The 14,433-nt window shown below is 72.2% G+C and carries 13 protein-coding genes and 3 pseudogenes; 8 read left to right on the forward strand and 8 right to left on the reverse strand.

Features of this window, described 5'->3' with window-relative positions:
• Nucleotides 1-30: 30 nt before the first annotated feature.
• From ACWDAS_RS29595 to ACWDAS_RS29620, 6 genes and pseudogenes are all read right to left on the reverse strand, one after another.
• Complete coding sequence (locus ACWDAS_RS29595) at nucleotides 31-792, reverse strand: SDR family oxidoreductase (RefSeq protein WP_450397053.1); 762 nt, start codon at nucleotides 790-792, stop codon at nucleotides 31-33.
• A 5-nt stretch (nucleotides 793-797) separates the two neighbouring features.
• Nucleotides 798-2,591 (reverse strand): glycoside hydrolase family 15 protein, encoded by a 1,794-nt coding sequence (locus ACWDAS_RS29600; protein ID WP_450397055.1) that lies wholly within the window; start codon nucleotides 2,589-2,591, stop codon nucleotides 798-800.
• 41 nt (nucleotides 2,592-2,632) lie between these two features.
• Nucleotides 2,633-3,547, reverse strand: coding sequence for an SURF1 family cytochrome oxidase biogenesis protein (locus ACWDAS_RS29605; RefSeq protein WP_450397056.1), 915 nt, complete (start codon nucleotides 3,545-3,547; stop codon nucleotides 2,633-2,635).
• Nucleotides 3,548-3,620: 73 nt separating this feature from the next.
• A complete protein-coding gene (locus ACWDAS_RS29610) occupies nucleotides 3,621-3,875 on the reverse strand; it encodes a hypothetical protein (RefSeq protein WP_450397058.1) in 255 nt (84 codons plus the stop codon).
• Nucleotides 3,876-3,955: 80 nt separating this feature from the next.
• The gene (locus ACWDAS_RS29615) at nucleotides 3,956-4,942 is read right to left on the reverse strand and encodes a DEDDh family exonuclease (protein WP_450397061.1); all 987 of its coding nucleotides are present in this window, start codon (nucleotides 4,940-4,942) and stop codon (nucleotides 3,956-3,958) included.
• 164 nt (nucleotides 4,943-5,106) lie between these two features.
• Nucleotides 5,107-5,437 (reverse strand): annotated as a pseudogene (locus tag ACWDAS_RS29620) (TetR/AcrR family transcriptional regulator); the annotation flags it as partial.
• Nucleotides 5,438-5,493: 56 nt separating this feature from the next.
• On the opposite strand from ACWDAS_RS29620, the pseudogene ACWDAS_RS29625 reads away from it, so the two are divergent.
• The 5 genes and pseudogenes from ACWDAS_RS29625 to ACWDAS_RS29645 form a co-directional block, all read left to right on the forward strand.
• A pseudogene (locus tag ACWDAS_RS29625) lies at nucleotides 5,494-5,931 on the forward strand (amidohydrolase family protein); the annotation flags it as partial.
• Nucleotides 5,928-6,386, forward strand: a pseudogene (locus ACWDAS_RS29630) (amidohydrolase family protein); the annotation flags it as partial. The pseudogenes ACWDAS_RS29625 and ACWDAS_RS29630, both read left to right, overlap by 4 nt.
• 158 nt (nucleotides 6,387-6,544) lie before the next feature.
• Nucleotides 6,545-7,393, forward strand: coding sequence for a sterol desaturase family protein (locus ACWDAS_RS29635; RefSeq protein ID WP_450397063.1), 849 nt, complete (start codon nucleotides 6,545-6,547; stop codon nucleotides 7,391-7,393).
• Complete coding sequence (locus tag ACWDAS_RS29640) at nucleotides 7,390-8,073, forward strand: lysoplasmalogenase (RefSeq protein ID WP_450397066.1); 684 nt, start codon at nucleotides 7,390-7,392, stop codon at nucleotides 8,071-8,073. The genes ACWDAS_RS29635 and ACWDAS_RS29640 overlap by 4 nt, the downstream gene beginning before the upstream one ends.
• A complete protein-coding gene (locus ACWDAS_RS29645) occupies nucleotides 8,058-9,101 on the forward strand; it encodes a zinc-dependent alcohol dehydrogenase family protein (protein ID WP_450397069.1) in 1,044 nt (347 codons plus the stop codon). The genes ACWDAS_RS29640 and ACWDAS_RS29645 overlap by 16 nt, the downstream gene beginning before the upstream one ends.
• A gap of 68 nt (nucleotides 9,102-9,169) precedes the next feature.
• On the opposite strand, the gene ACWDAS_RS29650 is transcribed toward ACWDAS_RS29645, so the two are convergent.
• On the reverse strand, nucleotides 9,170-10,702 hold the full coding sequence (locus ACWDAS_RS29650; RefSeq protein WP_450397072.1) for a S8 family peptidase: 1,533 nt from the start codon (nucleotides 10,700-10,702) through the stop codon (nucleotides 9,170-9,172).
• Between the two features lie 301 nt (nucleotides 10,703-11,003).
• On the opposite strand from ACWDAS_RS29650, the gene ACWDAS_RS29655 reads away from it, so the two are divergent.
• The 3 genes from ACWDAS_RS29655 to moaA all read left to right on the forward strand — a co-directional run bounded on the left by ACWDAS_RS29655 (nucleotide 11,004) and on the right by moaA (nucleotide 14,108).
• Nucleotides 11,004-11,393: a DUF485 domain-containing protein gene (locus tag ACWDAS_RS29655; protein WP_450397074.1), complete on the forward strand. Its 390-nt coding sequence runs from the start codon at nucleotides 11,004-11,006 to the stop codon at nucleotides 11,391-11,393.
• A complete protein-coding gene (locus ACWDAS_RS29660) occupies nucleotides 11,390-13,027 on the forward strand; it encodes a solute symporter family protein (RefSeq protein WP_450397077.1) in 1,638 nt (545 codons plus the stop codon). Before ACWDAS_RS29655 ends, ACWDAS_RS29660 begins: the two co-directional genes overlap by 4 nt.
• A 91-nt stretch (nucleotides 13,028-13,118) precedes the next feature.
• Nucleotides 13,119-14,108 (forward strand): GTP 3',8-cyclase MoaA, encoded by a 990-nt coding sequence (gene moaA / locus ACWDAS_RS29665; RefSeq protein WP_450397079.1) that lies wholly within the window; start codon nucleotides 13,119-13,121, stop codon nucleotides 14,106-14,108.
• Here the strand turns inward: moaA and ACWDAS_RS29670 are convergent.
• Nucleotides 14,091-14,324 (reverse strand): hypothetical protein, encoded by a 234-nt coding sequence (locus ACWDAS_RS29670; protein ID WP_450397082.1) that lies wholly within the window; start codon nucleotides 14,322-14,324, stop codon nucleotides 14,091-14,093. The genes moaA and ACWDAS_RS29670 overlap by 18 nt on opposite strands.
• Nucleotides 14,325-14,433: the final 109 nt, after the last annotated feature.

Consider the following 14,433-nt stretch of genomic DNA (forward strand, 5'->3'; position numbering starts at 1 on the left):
CGCGGGCCCCGGGCCCCGGGCCCGTGCGGACTAGAAACCGCTCCGCGCCCCGCCGTCCACCGGGAGCATGATCCCCGTGAGATAGGACGCCGCGGGTGACAGCAGGAAGGCGGCGGTACGCCCGAACTCCTCCGGGGTGCCGTAGCGGCGCAGCGGGATGCGCTCGCTGAGCCGGGCGCGGGCGGTGTCCGCGTCCCCGGTGAGCGCGTCGAGCTCGCGGACCCGGTCGGTGTCGATCCGGGCGGGCAGCAGACCGACGACCCGGATGCCGCGCGGGCCCAGCTCATTGGAGAGGTTCTTCGCGTAGCCCGCCAGGCCCGGCCGCAGGCCGTTGGAGACGGCGAGCCCGGGAATGGGCTCGTGCACCGAGCCCGACAGCACGAACCCGATCACGCCACCCTCCCCGAGCTCCTCCGCGGCCGTCCGCGACAGCCGTACGGCGCCCAGGAAGACGGACTCGAAGGCGTCCCGCCACTGGTCGTCCCCGATGACGTCGGAGCCGCCCGCCGAGGGCCCGCCGACGCTGATGAGGAAGCCGTCGAGCCTGCCGAACGCCCTGCGGGCGGCCGCGACCAGCCGCTCGGGGGCCTGCGGCTCGGCGTTGTCCGCGACGACGCCCGTCGCCCGCTCCGCGCCGCCCAGCGCCGCGACGGCGGCGGCGACCGGCTTCTCCGAGCGGCCGCTGACGACCACCCGCGCGCCGTCCGCCACCAGTTCGCGCGCGGCCGCGAAGCCCAGCCCGCGCGTCGCGCCGGTGACGACGTACACCCTGTCCTTCAGCCCAAGATCCATGCCCGTCATCGTCCCTCATCGCGCCCGGAGAACGTGAGCGCGGTGTTGACCAGGCCGATGTGGCTGAACGCCTGCGGGAAGTTGCCGAGCTGGCGCCGGTCGACCGGGTCCCACTCCTCCGCGAGCAGCCCCACGTCGTTGCGCAGGCTCAGCAGCCGCTCGAACAGCTCGCGCGCCTCGCCGGTGCGGCCGATCCGGTGCAGCGCTTCGGCGAGCCAGAACGAACAGGCCAGGAAGGCGCCTTCGCCGCCGGGCAGCCCGTCCACGCTGCTGTCCTCCAGGGTGTAGCGACGGACGAAGCCGCCGTGGTCCAGTTCCCTGCGCACCGCCTCCACCGTGCCGACCACCCGGCTGTCGCTGACGGGCAGGAAGCCCACCTGCGGGATGAGCAGGGTCGCCGCGTCCAGTTCCTTGGAGCCGTAGTACTGAGTGAAGGTGTTGCGCTCCCGGTCGAAGCCCTTGCGGCACACCTCCCGGTGCACCTCGCTGCGCATCTTCCGCCAGGCGTGCACGTCACCGGACAGGTGCGGGTGGCCCTCCAGGGTGCGCACGGCCCGGTCGGCGGCCACCCAGGCCATCACCTTGGAGTGGACGAAGTGCTGCCGGTCGCCGCGCACCTCCCACAGGCCCTCGTCCGGCTCCCGCCACTTGGACTCCAGGAAGTCCATCAGCGTGCGCTGCACCGCCCAGGCGTGGGACTCGTCCCGCATCCCGCAACTGCGGGCGAGGAAGAGCGAGTCGAGGACCTCGCCGTAGACGTCGAGCTGGAGCTGCTTGGCGGCGGCGTTGCCGGTCCGCACCGGCAGCGACGCCTCGTACCCCGCCAGCCAGTCCAGCTCCTCCTCGGGCAGCCGGCGCTCGCCGGCCAGCCCGTACATGATCTGCAGGTCGGCGGGGTCGCCGGCGACCGCGCGCAGCAGCCAGTCGCGCCAGTGGTAGGCCTCCTTGAGGTAGCCGGTCTCCACCAGCACGTTCAGGGTGAGCGTCGCGTCGCGCAGCCAGCAGAAGCGGTAGTCCCAGTTCCGCACGCCGCGGATCTCCTCGGGCAGCGAGGACGTCGCGGCGGCGACGATCCCGCCGCTGGGCGCGTACGTGAGGCCCTTGAGGGTGATCAGCGAGCGCAGCACCGCGTCCCGCCAGGGACCGTCGTAGCGGCACATGGCCGACCAGGACTCCCAGTCCTGGCAGCTCTGCTCCAGCGCCCGGAAGGGGTCGATCAGGCGCGGGCGGCTCTCGTGCGAGGGGTGCCACGTCAGGGCGAAGGCGATCCGCTCGCCCTCGGCGACGGTGAAGTCGGCATGGGTGGCGAAGCCCTTGCCGTACATCGGGACCTGGGGCTCGCTGCGCAGCCACACCGAGTCGGGACCGGCGATCGCGACGCGGTGGCCGTCGGTGCGGCGCATCCAGGGGACGACGCGCCCGTAGTCGAAGCGCAGCCGCAGCTCGCTGCTCATCGCCACGCGGCCGCGCACGCCCTCGACGATCCGCATGACGTCCGGCGCGCGGTCGCGCTGCGGCATGAAGTCGATCACCTTCGCGGTGCCGTCGCCGGTCTCCCAGACGCTCTCCAGCACCAGGGTGCCCTCCCGGTAGGCGCGGCGGGTGCAGGGCTCGTCGCGCCAGGCGGAGGTGGGGGCGATGCGCCAGTTGCCGTTGTCCTCGTCGCCCAGCAGCGAGGCGAAGCAGGCGGAGGAGTCGAAGCGGGGCAGGCACAACCAGTCGACGGAGCCGCTCCTGGAGACCAGCGCGACCGTCTGCAGGTCGCCGATGATCGCGTAGTCCTCGATGAGTGCCGGCACGATCGGCCTCCGTCTCTCCCCCTACGAGGGTGCCCCCCGGGCTAGGGCGACGCGACCGCAGCGGCGGCCGGCTCGGCCGTCCCGCCCTCGGCCGTCCCGCCCTCGGCCGTCCCGCCCTCGGCCGTCCCGCCCTCGGCCGTCCCGCCCTCGGCCGTCCCGCCCTCGGCCGTCCCGCCCTCCGCCGCCGTGTCGCGGGCGGCGAGCCGCTCCCGCCGTTCCCGGCGGACGAGGATGACCCAGCCGACCGGCACCATGGCGGTGAACAGCCACCACTGGATCGCGTACCCCATGTGCATGCCGATGCCGCTGTGGTCGGGCTCCGGAATCAGCTCGGGCTGCCGCCCCGACGGCTTGGGGGCGGTGGCGGCCAGCTCGATGTAGCCGCCGACCGGCCGCTCGGCGGCGGGCAGGTCCTTCGCGACCAGCCCGCTGTTGATCAGCATGATCATGCGGTCGGGCAGGCCGCCCTTGTTCCTGATGCCGGTCTCCGCGGTGGTCTCGTCGGGGCGCAGCCGCCCGGTGACGGTGACCTCGCCGGACGGGGCGGCGGGGACCTTCGGCAACTTCGTCAGATCGCCGCCGGCGGCGATCCAGCCCCGGTTGACCAGTACCGCGCGGCCGTCGGCCAGGACCAGCGGGGTGATCACGTGGTAGCCGATGCTGTCGCCGTCGGCGGCGGTGCGCTGCCGGGCGACGACCTCGTGGGCCGTGTCGTAGTGCCCGGTCGCGGTGACCGTGCGGTAGATCTGCTGCTTCGGCACGACCGTGCCGGGCCCGGTCAGCGACTCGACCGGAACGGGCTCCGCCCGGAGGTTGTCCGAGATCAGGTGGTTGTTGGCCACCCGGCGCTCGTGGCGGTGCAGCTGCCAGAAGCCCAGCTTGACCATGGCGGGCATCAGGAGCAGTGCGACGAGGGTGAGGATCACCCACTGCCGGGACAACAGGAAGCGGTACACCCCACGACCGTACAACTCGCTCGCGGGGCGCTTTCCGGAGGGGTCGGACAGCGCGCCCGCGCGGCCCCCGGACTCAGCCGCTGCCGGACACCGAGCCGACGCGGTCAACGATGCCGCTGCGGCCCTCCGCCTTGGAGCAGTGACCGCCGCAGTACCAGTGGCCGTCGACCTCGACCCCGTGGCCGACGATCCGCACCCGGCAGTGTTCGCAGATGGGCGCCATCCGGTGGATGGCGCATTCGAAGCTGTCGAAGACGTGCACGGCCCCCTGGGCGTGCACCTCAAAGCTCATCACGTAGTCGTTTCCGCACACTTCGCATCGGGCCATGAGGCCCAGGGTGCGGGCCGCGCCCGGGCGCGGCAATCGGACGCCGGGTGCGTCGCCGCCGCATCACTCGAACGGCGCTGTCAGCCGTGCACGTCCGGGGCGGGGGCGACGTCCCTGAGCAGCTCGGCGAAGCGGCGCTCGTCGAGGACCGGAGTGCCGAGCTGCCGGGCCCGCACGGTCTTCGTGGTGAGCGACTCCGGGTCGTTGGTCACCAGCAGGCTGGTCAGCCGGCTCACACCGGACGACACGTGCAGCCCGGCCTCGGTGGCGCGGTCCTCCAGCAGTTCGCGGTCGATGCTCGTGTCGCCCGAAAAGGCGACCCGCATGCCCTGGACCAGCGGTCCCCCGGGCTCCAGCCGCCCCGGGTTGGGGTAGGGGCAGGCGGGCCGCTTCCGCGAAGGCCGCCAGCTCATCGGCCGGTACGTGGAGCGGTAGCCCCCGGAGACCGACTGCGCGGGGACGGCCGTGTCGATCCACTCCGTCAGCGGGCGGCAGGCGTGCAGCGGCAGCCGCAGCCCGCCGGCCGCCGCCTGCCGGAGGCTGGGGCGGAACACCTCCGCCAGCACGCGCGCGTCGTCCAGGGCGTGGTGGGCGCGCTGCTGGACGACGCCGAAGTGCGCGGCCAGCGACTCCAGCTTGTGGTTGGCCAGCGGCAGCTCCAGCGCCTTGGAGAGCACGATGGTGCACAGCCGATGCTCCACGGGCGCCACGGTGCCGGCCCGCGCGAACTCCCGGGCGAGCATCGACCAGTCGAAGACCGCGTTGTGGGCGACGAGCACCCGGCCCGACAGCCGTTCCGCCAGTTCTTCGGCGATCTCGCCGAAGAGCGGGGCGCCGGCCAGCACGTCGGAGGTGAGGCCGTGGATCCACACCGGCCCCGGATCCCGTTGCGGGTTGACGGTGGAGTACCAGTGGTCCTCCACCTCGCCGCGCGCGTCCAGCCGGTAGACGGCCGCGGAGACTATCCGGTCGTCGCGGCCGAGGCCGGTGGTCTCGACGTCCACGACGGCGTATCCGTCGGGGTAGGCCTCTGGCCACGACGGTTGCGGAAGCTGGGGCGCGTGCATGGAGGAACACAATACGGGCGGCCACCGACAGTTCCCGCCGGCACCTGCCCTGCCCGACCGCAGGACCGCTCGGCGGACGACCCCGGGAGGAGCCGGTGAGGAGCCCACGAGGACCCCGGAGCCAGTCGGTGACCAGTTCCGAAGCAGCCCCGAAGCAGCCGGGATCAGTCCGGGACGAGGGATTCCACCAGGGCACGGCTCGACGAGGTGAAGAGCCGTTCGAGGTCCGGGGCGCCGCCGGGACCCGGGCCAGCGCCGGGTCGTCGTCCTCGGTGGCGGCGTCCCACAGCTCGCTGCCTGCCGGGTGCTGCGCGGGCGCGCGCTCCCGGTCGCGTTCCACGAGCACGAACCCGATGACGTGGAACTCCACCGCCCGCACGGCATCGGCGGCCCGTGTCCCGCGCAGCCCCGCCGCGTGCACCTCCTGCGCCAGGGCCCGCTTCGCGGGCAGGAACATCAGCTCCGTCAGACCCGTTCGTGCACCGTGGCGATGACGAGCCCCGCGGCGGCGTCCAGGACGTCCTCGCGGCTCAGCACCGGTCTGGGCGTGGCTGTCGCCGTTCGCGGAGACGAAAGGCCCGCCGAGCGCCTGCCTGGACCGCAACGTCTTCGTCTGCGCCACCGACACCAAGCGCCGCGAGCCGGCCCAGCGTTACGAGATCGGCGTCGGCAACATCCTGTGGGTGAGCGACTTCCCGCACCCCGAGGGGACCTGGCCGCGCACCCGGGAGTGGCTGCGCGACACCTTCAACGACATCCCGGTGACCGAGACCCGGCAGATGCTGGGCCTCGCGGCGGCCGAGGTCCTCGGATTCGACACCGAGGTGCCGGCGCCGCCCGCCCGGCGCATCGGTCCCACGCCGGCGGAGCTCGGCCGGCCCGCCGACCAGGGCGCCGTCGAGGCGTCGTGGGCGCGTGCCCGCGACACCGGCCGGCACTGGCCCACCGGCCACGACTGCCCCTTCGTGGGCACGGAGGCGGGCACATGAGGTACACGGTCATCTCCGCGGACTGCCACGCGGGAGCCGATCTGCTCGACCACCGGCCCTATCCGGAGCGGCGTCACCATGAGGCGTTCGACGCCTGAGCGGCGACGTACGCGAATCCGTGCGAGGACCTGACGGCGCCAGAGGCGGACCGCAACTGGGACCCCTCCCGGCGGCCGGCCGAACTGGAGGCGGACGGCATCGTCGCGGAGGTGGTCTTCCCCAGCACCGTCCCGCCGTTCCTCCCCAGCGGCTCGCTGACGGCCCCGGCCCCCACCGCCGGGGAGTTCGAGTTGCGCTAGGCCGGACTGCGCGCCCACAACCGCTGGTTCGCCGACTTCTGCGCCCTGGCCCCGGGCAGGGGGGCCGGGGTCGCCCAGATCCTCCTGGACGACGTCGACGAGGCCGTACGGGAGGTGCGCCGGGCCGAGGAGGCGGGCCTGACCGGCGGCGTCCTGTCGGTTCGCGTGTGGTGACGCATCGGCGATGCGCGCGGTGACGCGTGGGCGCCGCGCGCGGCGATACGGGGCCTTCGCGGACCCGGCCCGTACCCCCGGGTAGAACCGAACGGTAACGACCTCTAGCCGGGGGCGCCGCGCGCCCTTATGGTGCGCGCATGCCGCAACTGCCCGATGCCGTGATGTGGTCGATACCCGCGTTCGTGCTGCTCACCCTCCTGGAGCTGATCAGCTACCGGATCCATCCGGACGACGACGCCGCCGGGTACGCCGCCAAGGACACCGCGACGAGTCTGTCGATGGGACTCGGCAGCCTGTTCTTCGATTTCCTCTGGAAGATCCCGATCGTCGCGATCTACACCGCGGTGTACGAGCTGACCCCGCTGCGCGTGCCCGTGGTGTGGTGGACGATCCCGCTGATGCTGCTCGCGCAGGACTTCTTCTACTACTGGCAGCACCGCGGCCACCACGTCGTCCGCATCCTGTGGGCGTGCCACGTGGTGCACCACTCCAGCCGGAAGTTCAACCTCTCCACCGCGCTGCGCCAGCCCTGGACCGGGCTGACGTCATGGGTCTTCTACCTGCCCATGATCGCCTGCGGGGTGCATCCGGCGGCCCTGGCGTTCTGCTCCTCGCTCAACCTCGTCTACCAGTTCTGGATCCACACCGAGCGCGTCGACAAGCTGCCCCGCCCGGTCGAGTTCGTCCTCAACACCCCCTCGCACCACCGCGTCCACCACGCCTCGCAGGGCGGCTACCTGGACCGCAACTTCGGCGGCATCCTGATCGTCTGGGACCGGCTGTTCCGCTCCTTCGCGGCGGAGACCGAGCGTCCGGTCTTCGGCCTGACCAAGAACATCACCACGTACAACCCGCTGCGCGTGGCCACCCACGAGTACGCCGCCATCGCCCGCGACGTCGCCGCCGCCCGCACCTGGCGCGTCAAGGCGGGCCACCTCCTGCGCGGCCCCGGGTGGCGCCCGCAGGGCGAGGAGTCCGCCGCGTGACGCGGGAACGCGCCGCCCGCGCGGCGCTCGCCCTGTTCGCGGTGGCGGCCGTCGTCCACCTTGCCGCGCAGCTCGTGGACTCCGGGACGGCCGACCACCTCACCAAGCCCGTGCTGGTGCCGCTCCTGGCGGCCTGCGCGGCGCTGCGGGGCGGCCCGCGGCTGCTGGTCGCCGCCCTGCTGTGCGGCTGGGCCGGCGACGTGCTGCTGCAGCTCGACGGGGACACGCCGTTCCTCGCCGGGATGGGCGCCTTCGCGGCCGGGCACGTCTGTTACCTCACACTTTTCGTCCGCCGCGGGGCCTTCGCCGACCGGCGCCGCGCCGCCGCGACGGCTGCCGGGTACGCGGTGGTATGGCTCGCCGCGCTTGTCCTGGTGTGGCCGGGCCTGCCCTCCGGACTGCGGATCCCGGTCGCCGTGTACAGCCTGCTGCTGACGGCGATGGCGGCGGCCGCGGCCGGTCCCGGACCGCGGGCGACGGCGGTGGGCGGGGCGCTCTTCCTGCTCTCCGACACCCTGCTGGCGACCCGCCTCGCCGACCTGCCGCAACTCCCGGCGGCCGACTTCTGGATCATGCTCACCTATCTCGGCGCGCAGTACCTGCTCGGCACCGCCCGGTACGGTGGTACGACATCATTCGTACAACCAGCGAGGACGACCTCCGTATGCGCGCCACCGTGATCCACGCCCCCCACGACATCCGGGTGGAGGAGGTGCCGGACCCGGTGGTCCGGCAGCCCACCGACGCGGTGGTGCGCGTGGTGCTGGCCTGCATCTGCGGCAGCGACCTGTGGGCGTACCGCGGCGAGTCGGCCCGGCAGCCGGGGCAGCGCATCGGGCACGAGTTCCTGGGCGTGGTGGAGGAGACGGGTTCCGCCGTCTCCGGGCTGAAGCCGGGCGACCTGGTCGTGTCGCCCTTCGTGTGGTCCGACGGCGAGTGCGCGTACTGCGCGGAGGGGCTGACCACCTCCTGCCCGGCCGGCGGCTTCTGGGGCCAGGTCGGCTCCGACGGCGGCCAGGGCGAGGCCGTGCGCGTGCCGTTCGCGGAGGCCACGCTGGTGCGGCTGCCCGCCGAGGCGCTCTCCGACGACCGCCTGCTGGCCGCTCTGCTCACCCTCTCCGACGTGCTGGGCACCGGTCACCACGCCGCCGTCGGCGCCGGCGTACGGCCCGGCGCCACGGTCGCGGTGGTCGGGGACGGCGCGGTCGGCCTGTGCGGCGTGCTGGCCGCCCGGCGGCTCGGCGCGGAGCGGATCATCGCGCTCGGCCGGCACCAGGTGCGCACCGACATCGCGCGCGTCTTCGGCGCCACCGACGTCGTCGCCGAGCGCGGCGAGGCCGCCGTCGAGGCGGTCCGCGAGCTGACCGGCGGTCACGGCGCCCATGCGGTGATCGAGGCCGTCGGCACCGAGCAGTCGATGCGCACCGCGGTCGCCGTCACCCGTGACGGGGGTGCCGTCGGCTACGTCGGCGTCCCGCACGGCAGCGGCACCGGTCTCGACCTGAGCGACATGTTCGACCGCAACGTCTCGCTGCGCGGCGGCGTCGCCCCGGTCCGCACCTACATCCCCGAGCTGCTGCCGGACGTCCTCGACGGCACCATCGACCCGTCCCCGGTCTTCGACCTCACCGTCGGCCTGGACGGCGTCCCGGGCGGCTACAAGGCGATGGACGAGCGCGTCGCGCTGAAGGTCCTCGTCAAGGCCTGACCGGAACCCGGACAGCGGACCGCCCGGCGGGGATCCCGCCGGGCGGTCCTTGCGTCACGCGGGGCGCGTCACTTGGTGACGGCGTCCAGGGCGTCGACGATGCCGTGGCCGTAGAAGCTGGTCACGTGCCGGCCGGTGGTGCAGGTGGCGTCCTGCACGCCGTTGCCGTCCGGGTCGTACAGACCCGTCGGGCAGCCCGGGTCGTCGGCCTGGGCCTTGAGCATCCACTGCAGCTGGGCCGGAGTGGCGTGCGGGTGGCGGCTCTTGATGAGCGCGGCGACGGCGGCCACGTGCGGGCTGGCCATCGAGGTGCCCTGCAGGTAGCCGTAGGTGTTGCCGGGCAGGGTGGACAGGATGCGCCCGTTGCCGGAGGGGGTGGCGGGGATCTGGTACCGGTCGCCGCCGGGGCCCGCGACGTCGACGACACCGAGACCGTAGCTGGAGTAGTACGACTTCAGGTTCTGCACACCGGTCGCGGAGACGGTGACGACGCCCGGCAGCTGGGTCGGGATGTCCCAGCAGACGTGCGGGTCGATGGTCCGGGTGACCGGGGTGGTGTCATCGGGGCTCGTCGCGTCGACGATCGCGTCCGAGTCCAGGTCGTGGTTGGAGTTGCCCGCCGAGGCGACGTTCAGCACGCCCTTCTTGTGGGAGTACTGCGCGGCCCGGTTGACGGCGTCGACGATGGCCCGCTGGTCGGGGTCGCCGAAGCAGTTGTAGAGCCACGGGTCGATGTAGTAGCTGTTGTTGGTGATCTCGACGCCGTGGTCGGCGGCGAAGACGAAGGCGCAGACCACGCTCTCCGGGAAGAAGAGCTGGGTGTCCGGGTCGGCCACCTTGATGGAGGCGACCTTCACGCCCGGGGCGACACCGGCCACGCCGATCCCGTTGCGCGCGGCGGCGATCTCGCCGGCCACGTGCGTGCCGTGGTAGGCGTCCGGGCTGTACGGACGCCAGGCGCCGGGGCTCGTGTCGGCCTTGCCGCCCACGCAGTTGGCGGACTGCGACGCCGAGAAGTTCGCCGTGAGGTCGGGGTGGGTGTCGTCGACGCCGGTGTCGATGACGGCGACGGTGACCTTACGGCTGCCCGGGTTGATCACGGCGGCCTTGTCCGCACCGATGGCGCGCAGATCCCACTGGTCCGCCTCCATCGGCTCCTGGCCGGCGGTGGCGGCGGACTCCGCCGCGGCGGCGTCCGCCGCGCTGATCTTCTCCGGCGCGCCCAGTTCCGTCGTCGACGCCGTGGACAGCGCGGCGGTGCGGGTGGCCCCGGCCGTCTGCACACCGCGGACCTTGCGCATGTCGGCGGCGAACGCGGGGTTCGCCGAGTGGACGACGATCACGCCGATCTTGTCGTACGTGGTGACGATGTCACCGCCGTTGCGGGACACGGCCCGCTCCACGGAGTCGATGGTGCCCCTGTCGGTCTTGGTGTTGACCACGTACGACAGCAGAGGGCCGTCGTAGGCGGCGCTGCTGCCGCCCGAGGTGGTTCCGACGGTGGCGGCCGAGGCGGCGTTCGGCAGGAAGGCGAGAGCACTCGCCACCGCGACACCGATGGGTATCGCGAAGGCGCGGCGCCGTCTTGGCAGAGGAGCCATGGGTTCTCCAATCGTCCAAACACCCGTCCTGGCGGCTGGGTTGCCTTTGGACGGGTACATGACGCTGGAAGCTATCGGTGCGCTCCGTGCCCGATCAATGGCTCCGTTGAGAAAGCTGGAGTTCCGGTTCGCGACGAAGAATCAGTTTTCAACTACCGCCCCCTGTCGAAGGCCGTGGCCGCGCCTTTACCATGCGCGGGTCCGATCTTTGCGTGACGTAGCTCACGTCGGCGGAAGTGCGCCGGCGCCTGCCCGCGTCGCGTGCTCGTGCCCGCTCAAGCTCCGCCCCACAGGAGGCATCGTGGACCCCGCACGACAGTCGGCAACCTCCGGTCCGCCCTCTGCCGCCTCGTACGCCGAGGTGCAGGCCAGCGCGGAGTTCGCCCAACTGCGCCGCTCATACCGCTCGTTCGCGTTCCCGCTCACGGTCGCGTTCATCACCTGGTACCTGCTGTACGTCCTGCTGTCGAACTACGCCGGCGGCTTCATGGACACCAAGGTCGTGGGCCACATCAACATCGCCCTCGTCTTCGGGCTCGCGCAGTTCGCCACCACCTTCGGCATCGCCGTCTGGTACTCGCGGCACGCGAACGCCCGGCTCGACGCCCGCGCCGACGCCATCAGGGCGCGCATGGAAGGCCCTGCCCCCCAGGGCACCGACGACCCGGAGAGCACGGAGGCCACCGCATGACCGCGCTGCACACCACGGGAGTCCAGGTGGCCGCGGCCGGCGCCGGCGACCACCGGACGCTCATCATCACCCTGTTCTCGGTCTTCGTCGCCGCGACCCTCGGCATCACCGTCTGGGCGGGCCGTCAGACCAAGGACGCCACCGACTTCTACGCCGGCGGCCGCTCGTTCAGCGGCTTCCAGAACGGGCTGGCGATCTCCGGCGACTACATGTCGGCCGCGTCCTTCCTGGGCATCGCCGGATCCATCGCCCTCGTCGGCTACGACGGCTTCCTCTACTCGATCGGCTTCCTCGTCGCCTGGCTGGTGGCGCTGCTGCTGGTCGCCGAACCGCTGCGCAACTCCGGCCGGTTCACCATGGCCGACGCCCTCGCCTTCCGGCTGCGGCAGCGCCCCGTGCGCACCGCCGCGGGCATCTCGACCATCGTTGTCAGCATCTTCTACCTGCTGGCCCAGATGGTCGGCGCGGGCGCGCTGGTGGCCCTGCTGCTCGGCATCACCGGCGAGGGCCCGCGCCGTCTGATCGTCGTCCTCGTCGGCGTGGTCATGGTGCTGTACGTGACCATCGGCGGCATGAAGGGCACCACCTGGGTGCAGATGGTCAAGGCGGTGCTGCTGATCGGCGGGACGCTGCTGATCACGATCCTGGTCTTCGCCAAGTTCCACTGGAACCTGTCCACGCTCCTGGGCGCGGCCGCGGAGAAGAGCGGCAAGGGCGCGGCCTTCCTGGAGCCGGGCCTGAAGTACGGCGTCACCGCGACCTCGAAGATCGATTTCATCTCGCTCGGCCTCGCCCTCGTCCTCGGCACGGCAGGCCTGCCCCACATCCTGATCCGCTTCTACACCGTGCCCACCGCCCGGGCCGCCCGTACGTCGGTGAACTGGGCGATCGGCATCATCGGCTGCTTCTACCTGATGACGATCGCGCTGGGCTTCGGTGCCGCCGCCCTGCTCACCCCCGAGACGATCACGACCTCCAACGCGGCCGGCAACACCGCGGCCCCGCTGCTTGCCCAGGAGATCGGCGGCGGCGCGGACTCCGCGGGCGGCGCGATCCTGCTCGCCGTGATCTCCGCGGTCGCCTTCGCCACCATCCTGGCCGTGGTCGCGGGCCTCACCTTGGCCTCCTCGTCGTCCTTCGCGCACGACCTGTACGCCAACGTCATCCGCAAGGGGACGGCGAGCGAGAAGGAGGAGGTCGCCGCGGCGAAGATCGCGGCGGTCGCCATCGGAGCCGTGGCGATCCTGCTCGGCATCTTCGCGGGCAAGCTCAACATCGCCTTCCTGGTCGCCCTGGCCTTCGCCGTCGCGGCCTCCGCGAACCTGCCGACGCTGCTCTACAGCCTGTTCTGGAAGCGCTTCAACACCACCGGGGCGCTGTGGAGCATCTACGGCGGTCTGATCACCTCCGTGGTCCTGGTGGTCTTCTCGCCCGTGGTCTCGGGCAAGGCGACCGCGATGTTCCCCGGCGAGGACTTCCACTGGTTCCCGCTGGAGAACCCCGGGATCGTCTCCATCCCCGTCGGCTTCCTGCTCGGTGTGCTGGGCACGCTCCTGTCCAAGCCGGAACCGGACGCCGACCGCAAGTACGCGGAGCTGGAGGTCCGCTCCCTCACCGGAGCGGGAGCGCATTAAACATACTGTTGAAGATCAGTGCCGTCCCGTAGGCTGCCAGGTAACGGGACGGCACTGCCGTCCCATCGACCGGACGCCAGAGGGAGGCGCCGTGCTGATCGACACCTACGGCCGGATCGCCACCGACCTGAGGGTCTCGCTGACCGACCGCTGCAATCTGCGGTGCACCTACTGCATGCCCGAGGAAGGCCTGCAGTGGCTCGGCAAGCCGGAAGTCCTCACCGATGACGAGATCGTCCGTCTGGTGCGGATCGCCGTCACCGTGCTCGGCGTCAAGGACGTCCGCTTCACCGGCGGTGAGCCCCTGCTGCGTCCCGGCCTCGTCGGCATCGTCGAGCGCTGCGCCGGACTGGAGCCCCGCCCCCGGCTCTCCCTGACCACCAACGGCATCGGCCTGGCCCGTACCGCCCGCGCCCTGCGCGAGGCCGGTCTGAACCGGGTGAACGTCTCCCTCGACACCCTGCGCCCCGACGTCTTCCAGACCCTCACCCGCCGCAAGCGGCACGAGGACGTCGTCCGCGGCCTGGAGGCCGCCCACGCCGCCGGCCTGACCCCGGTCAAGGTGAACACCGTGCTGATGCGCGGCGTCAACGACGACGAGGCCCCCGAACTGCTGGCCTGGGCCCTGGAGCACGACTACGAGCTGCGGTTCATCGAGCAGATGCCGCTCGACGCCCAGCACGGCTGGCAGCGCAGCGACATGGTCACCGCCCAGGAGATCCTGGAGAGCCTGGGGACCCGCTTCACGCTGACCCCCGAGCCCGGCTCGGCCCGCGGCCACGCCCCCGCCGAGCGCTGGCTGGTCGACGGCGGCCCCGCCCGGGTCGGTGTGATCGCCTCCGTCACCCGGCCCTTCTGCCGGGCCTGCGACCGCACCCGGCTCACCGCAGACGGCCAGGTGCGCAACTGCCTGTTCGCCCGCGAGGAGACCGATCTGCGCGGCGCGCTGCGCTCCGGCGGCTCCGACGAGGAGATCGCGGAGCTGTGGAAGACGGCGATGTGGGGCAAGAAGGCCGGCTCCGGCCTGGACGACCCCTCGTTCCTGCAGCCCGAGCGGCCCATGTCAGCCATCGGCGGCTGAGCCGGCCTCCCACTCCTCGAAGGGCGCGACGTCCTTCAGGAACCCCCGGACGCCCAGGAACTGCGACAGATGCTCGCGATGCTCCTCGCACGCCAGCCAGGTCTTGCGGCGTTCAGGGGTGTGGAGCTTCGGGTTGTTCCAGGCGAGCACCCACACGGCGGGGGCGCGGCAGCCCTTGGCGGAGCAGATCGGCGATTCGTCGTTCACGAACCCCATCCAAACATGGCGACGCCGGGCAGCCACGGGGGGAGCCGCCCGGCGTCGGTCCGTCGCTCCGACGGGGGATGCGGAGCGCGTACGAAGTATGTCACGCGGAAACCCCCGC

The organism is Streptomyces sp. NPDC001070, assembly GCF_053598835.1.

Excerpts from the sequence above, each read along its gene's own strand:
- ACWDAS_RS29595 (WP_450397053.1), bottom strand. The coding sequence starts at position 792 with ATGGATCTTGGGCTGAAGGACAGGGTGTACGTCGTCACCGGCGCGACG.
- ACWDAS_RS29610 (WP_450397058.1), bottom strand. The coding sequence starts at position 3,875 with ATGGCCCGATGCGAAGTGTGCGGAAACGACTACGTGATGAGCTTTGAG.
- ACWDAS_RS29615 (WP_450397061.1), bottom strand. The coding sequence starts at position 4,942 with ATGCACGCGCCCCAGCTTCCGCAACCGTCGTGGCCAGAGGCCTACCCC.
- ACWDAS_RS29635 (WP_450397063.1), top strand. The coding sequence starts at position 6,545 with ATGCCGCAACTGCCCGATGCCGTGATGTGGTCGATACCCGCGTTCGTG.
- ACWDAS_RS29645 (WP_450397069.1), top strand. The coding sequence starts at position 8,058 with ATGCGCGCCACCGTGATCCACGCCCCCCACGACATCCGGGTGGAGGAG.
- ACWDAS_RS29650 (WP_450397072.1), bottom strand. The coding sequence starts at position 10,702 with ATGGCTCCTCTGCCAAGACGGCGCCGCGCCTTCGCGATACCCATCGGT.
- ACWDAS_RS29660 (WP_450397077.1), top strand. The coding sequence starts at position 11,390 with ATGACCGCGCTGCACACCACGGGAGTCCAGGTGGCCGCGGCCGGCGCC.
- ACWDAS_RS29670 (WP_450397082.1), bottom strand. The coding sequence starts at position 14,324 with ATGGGGTTCGTGAACGACGAATCGCCGATCTGCTCCGCCAAGGGCTGC.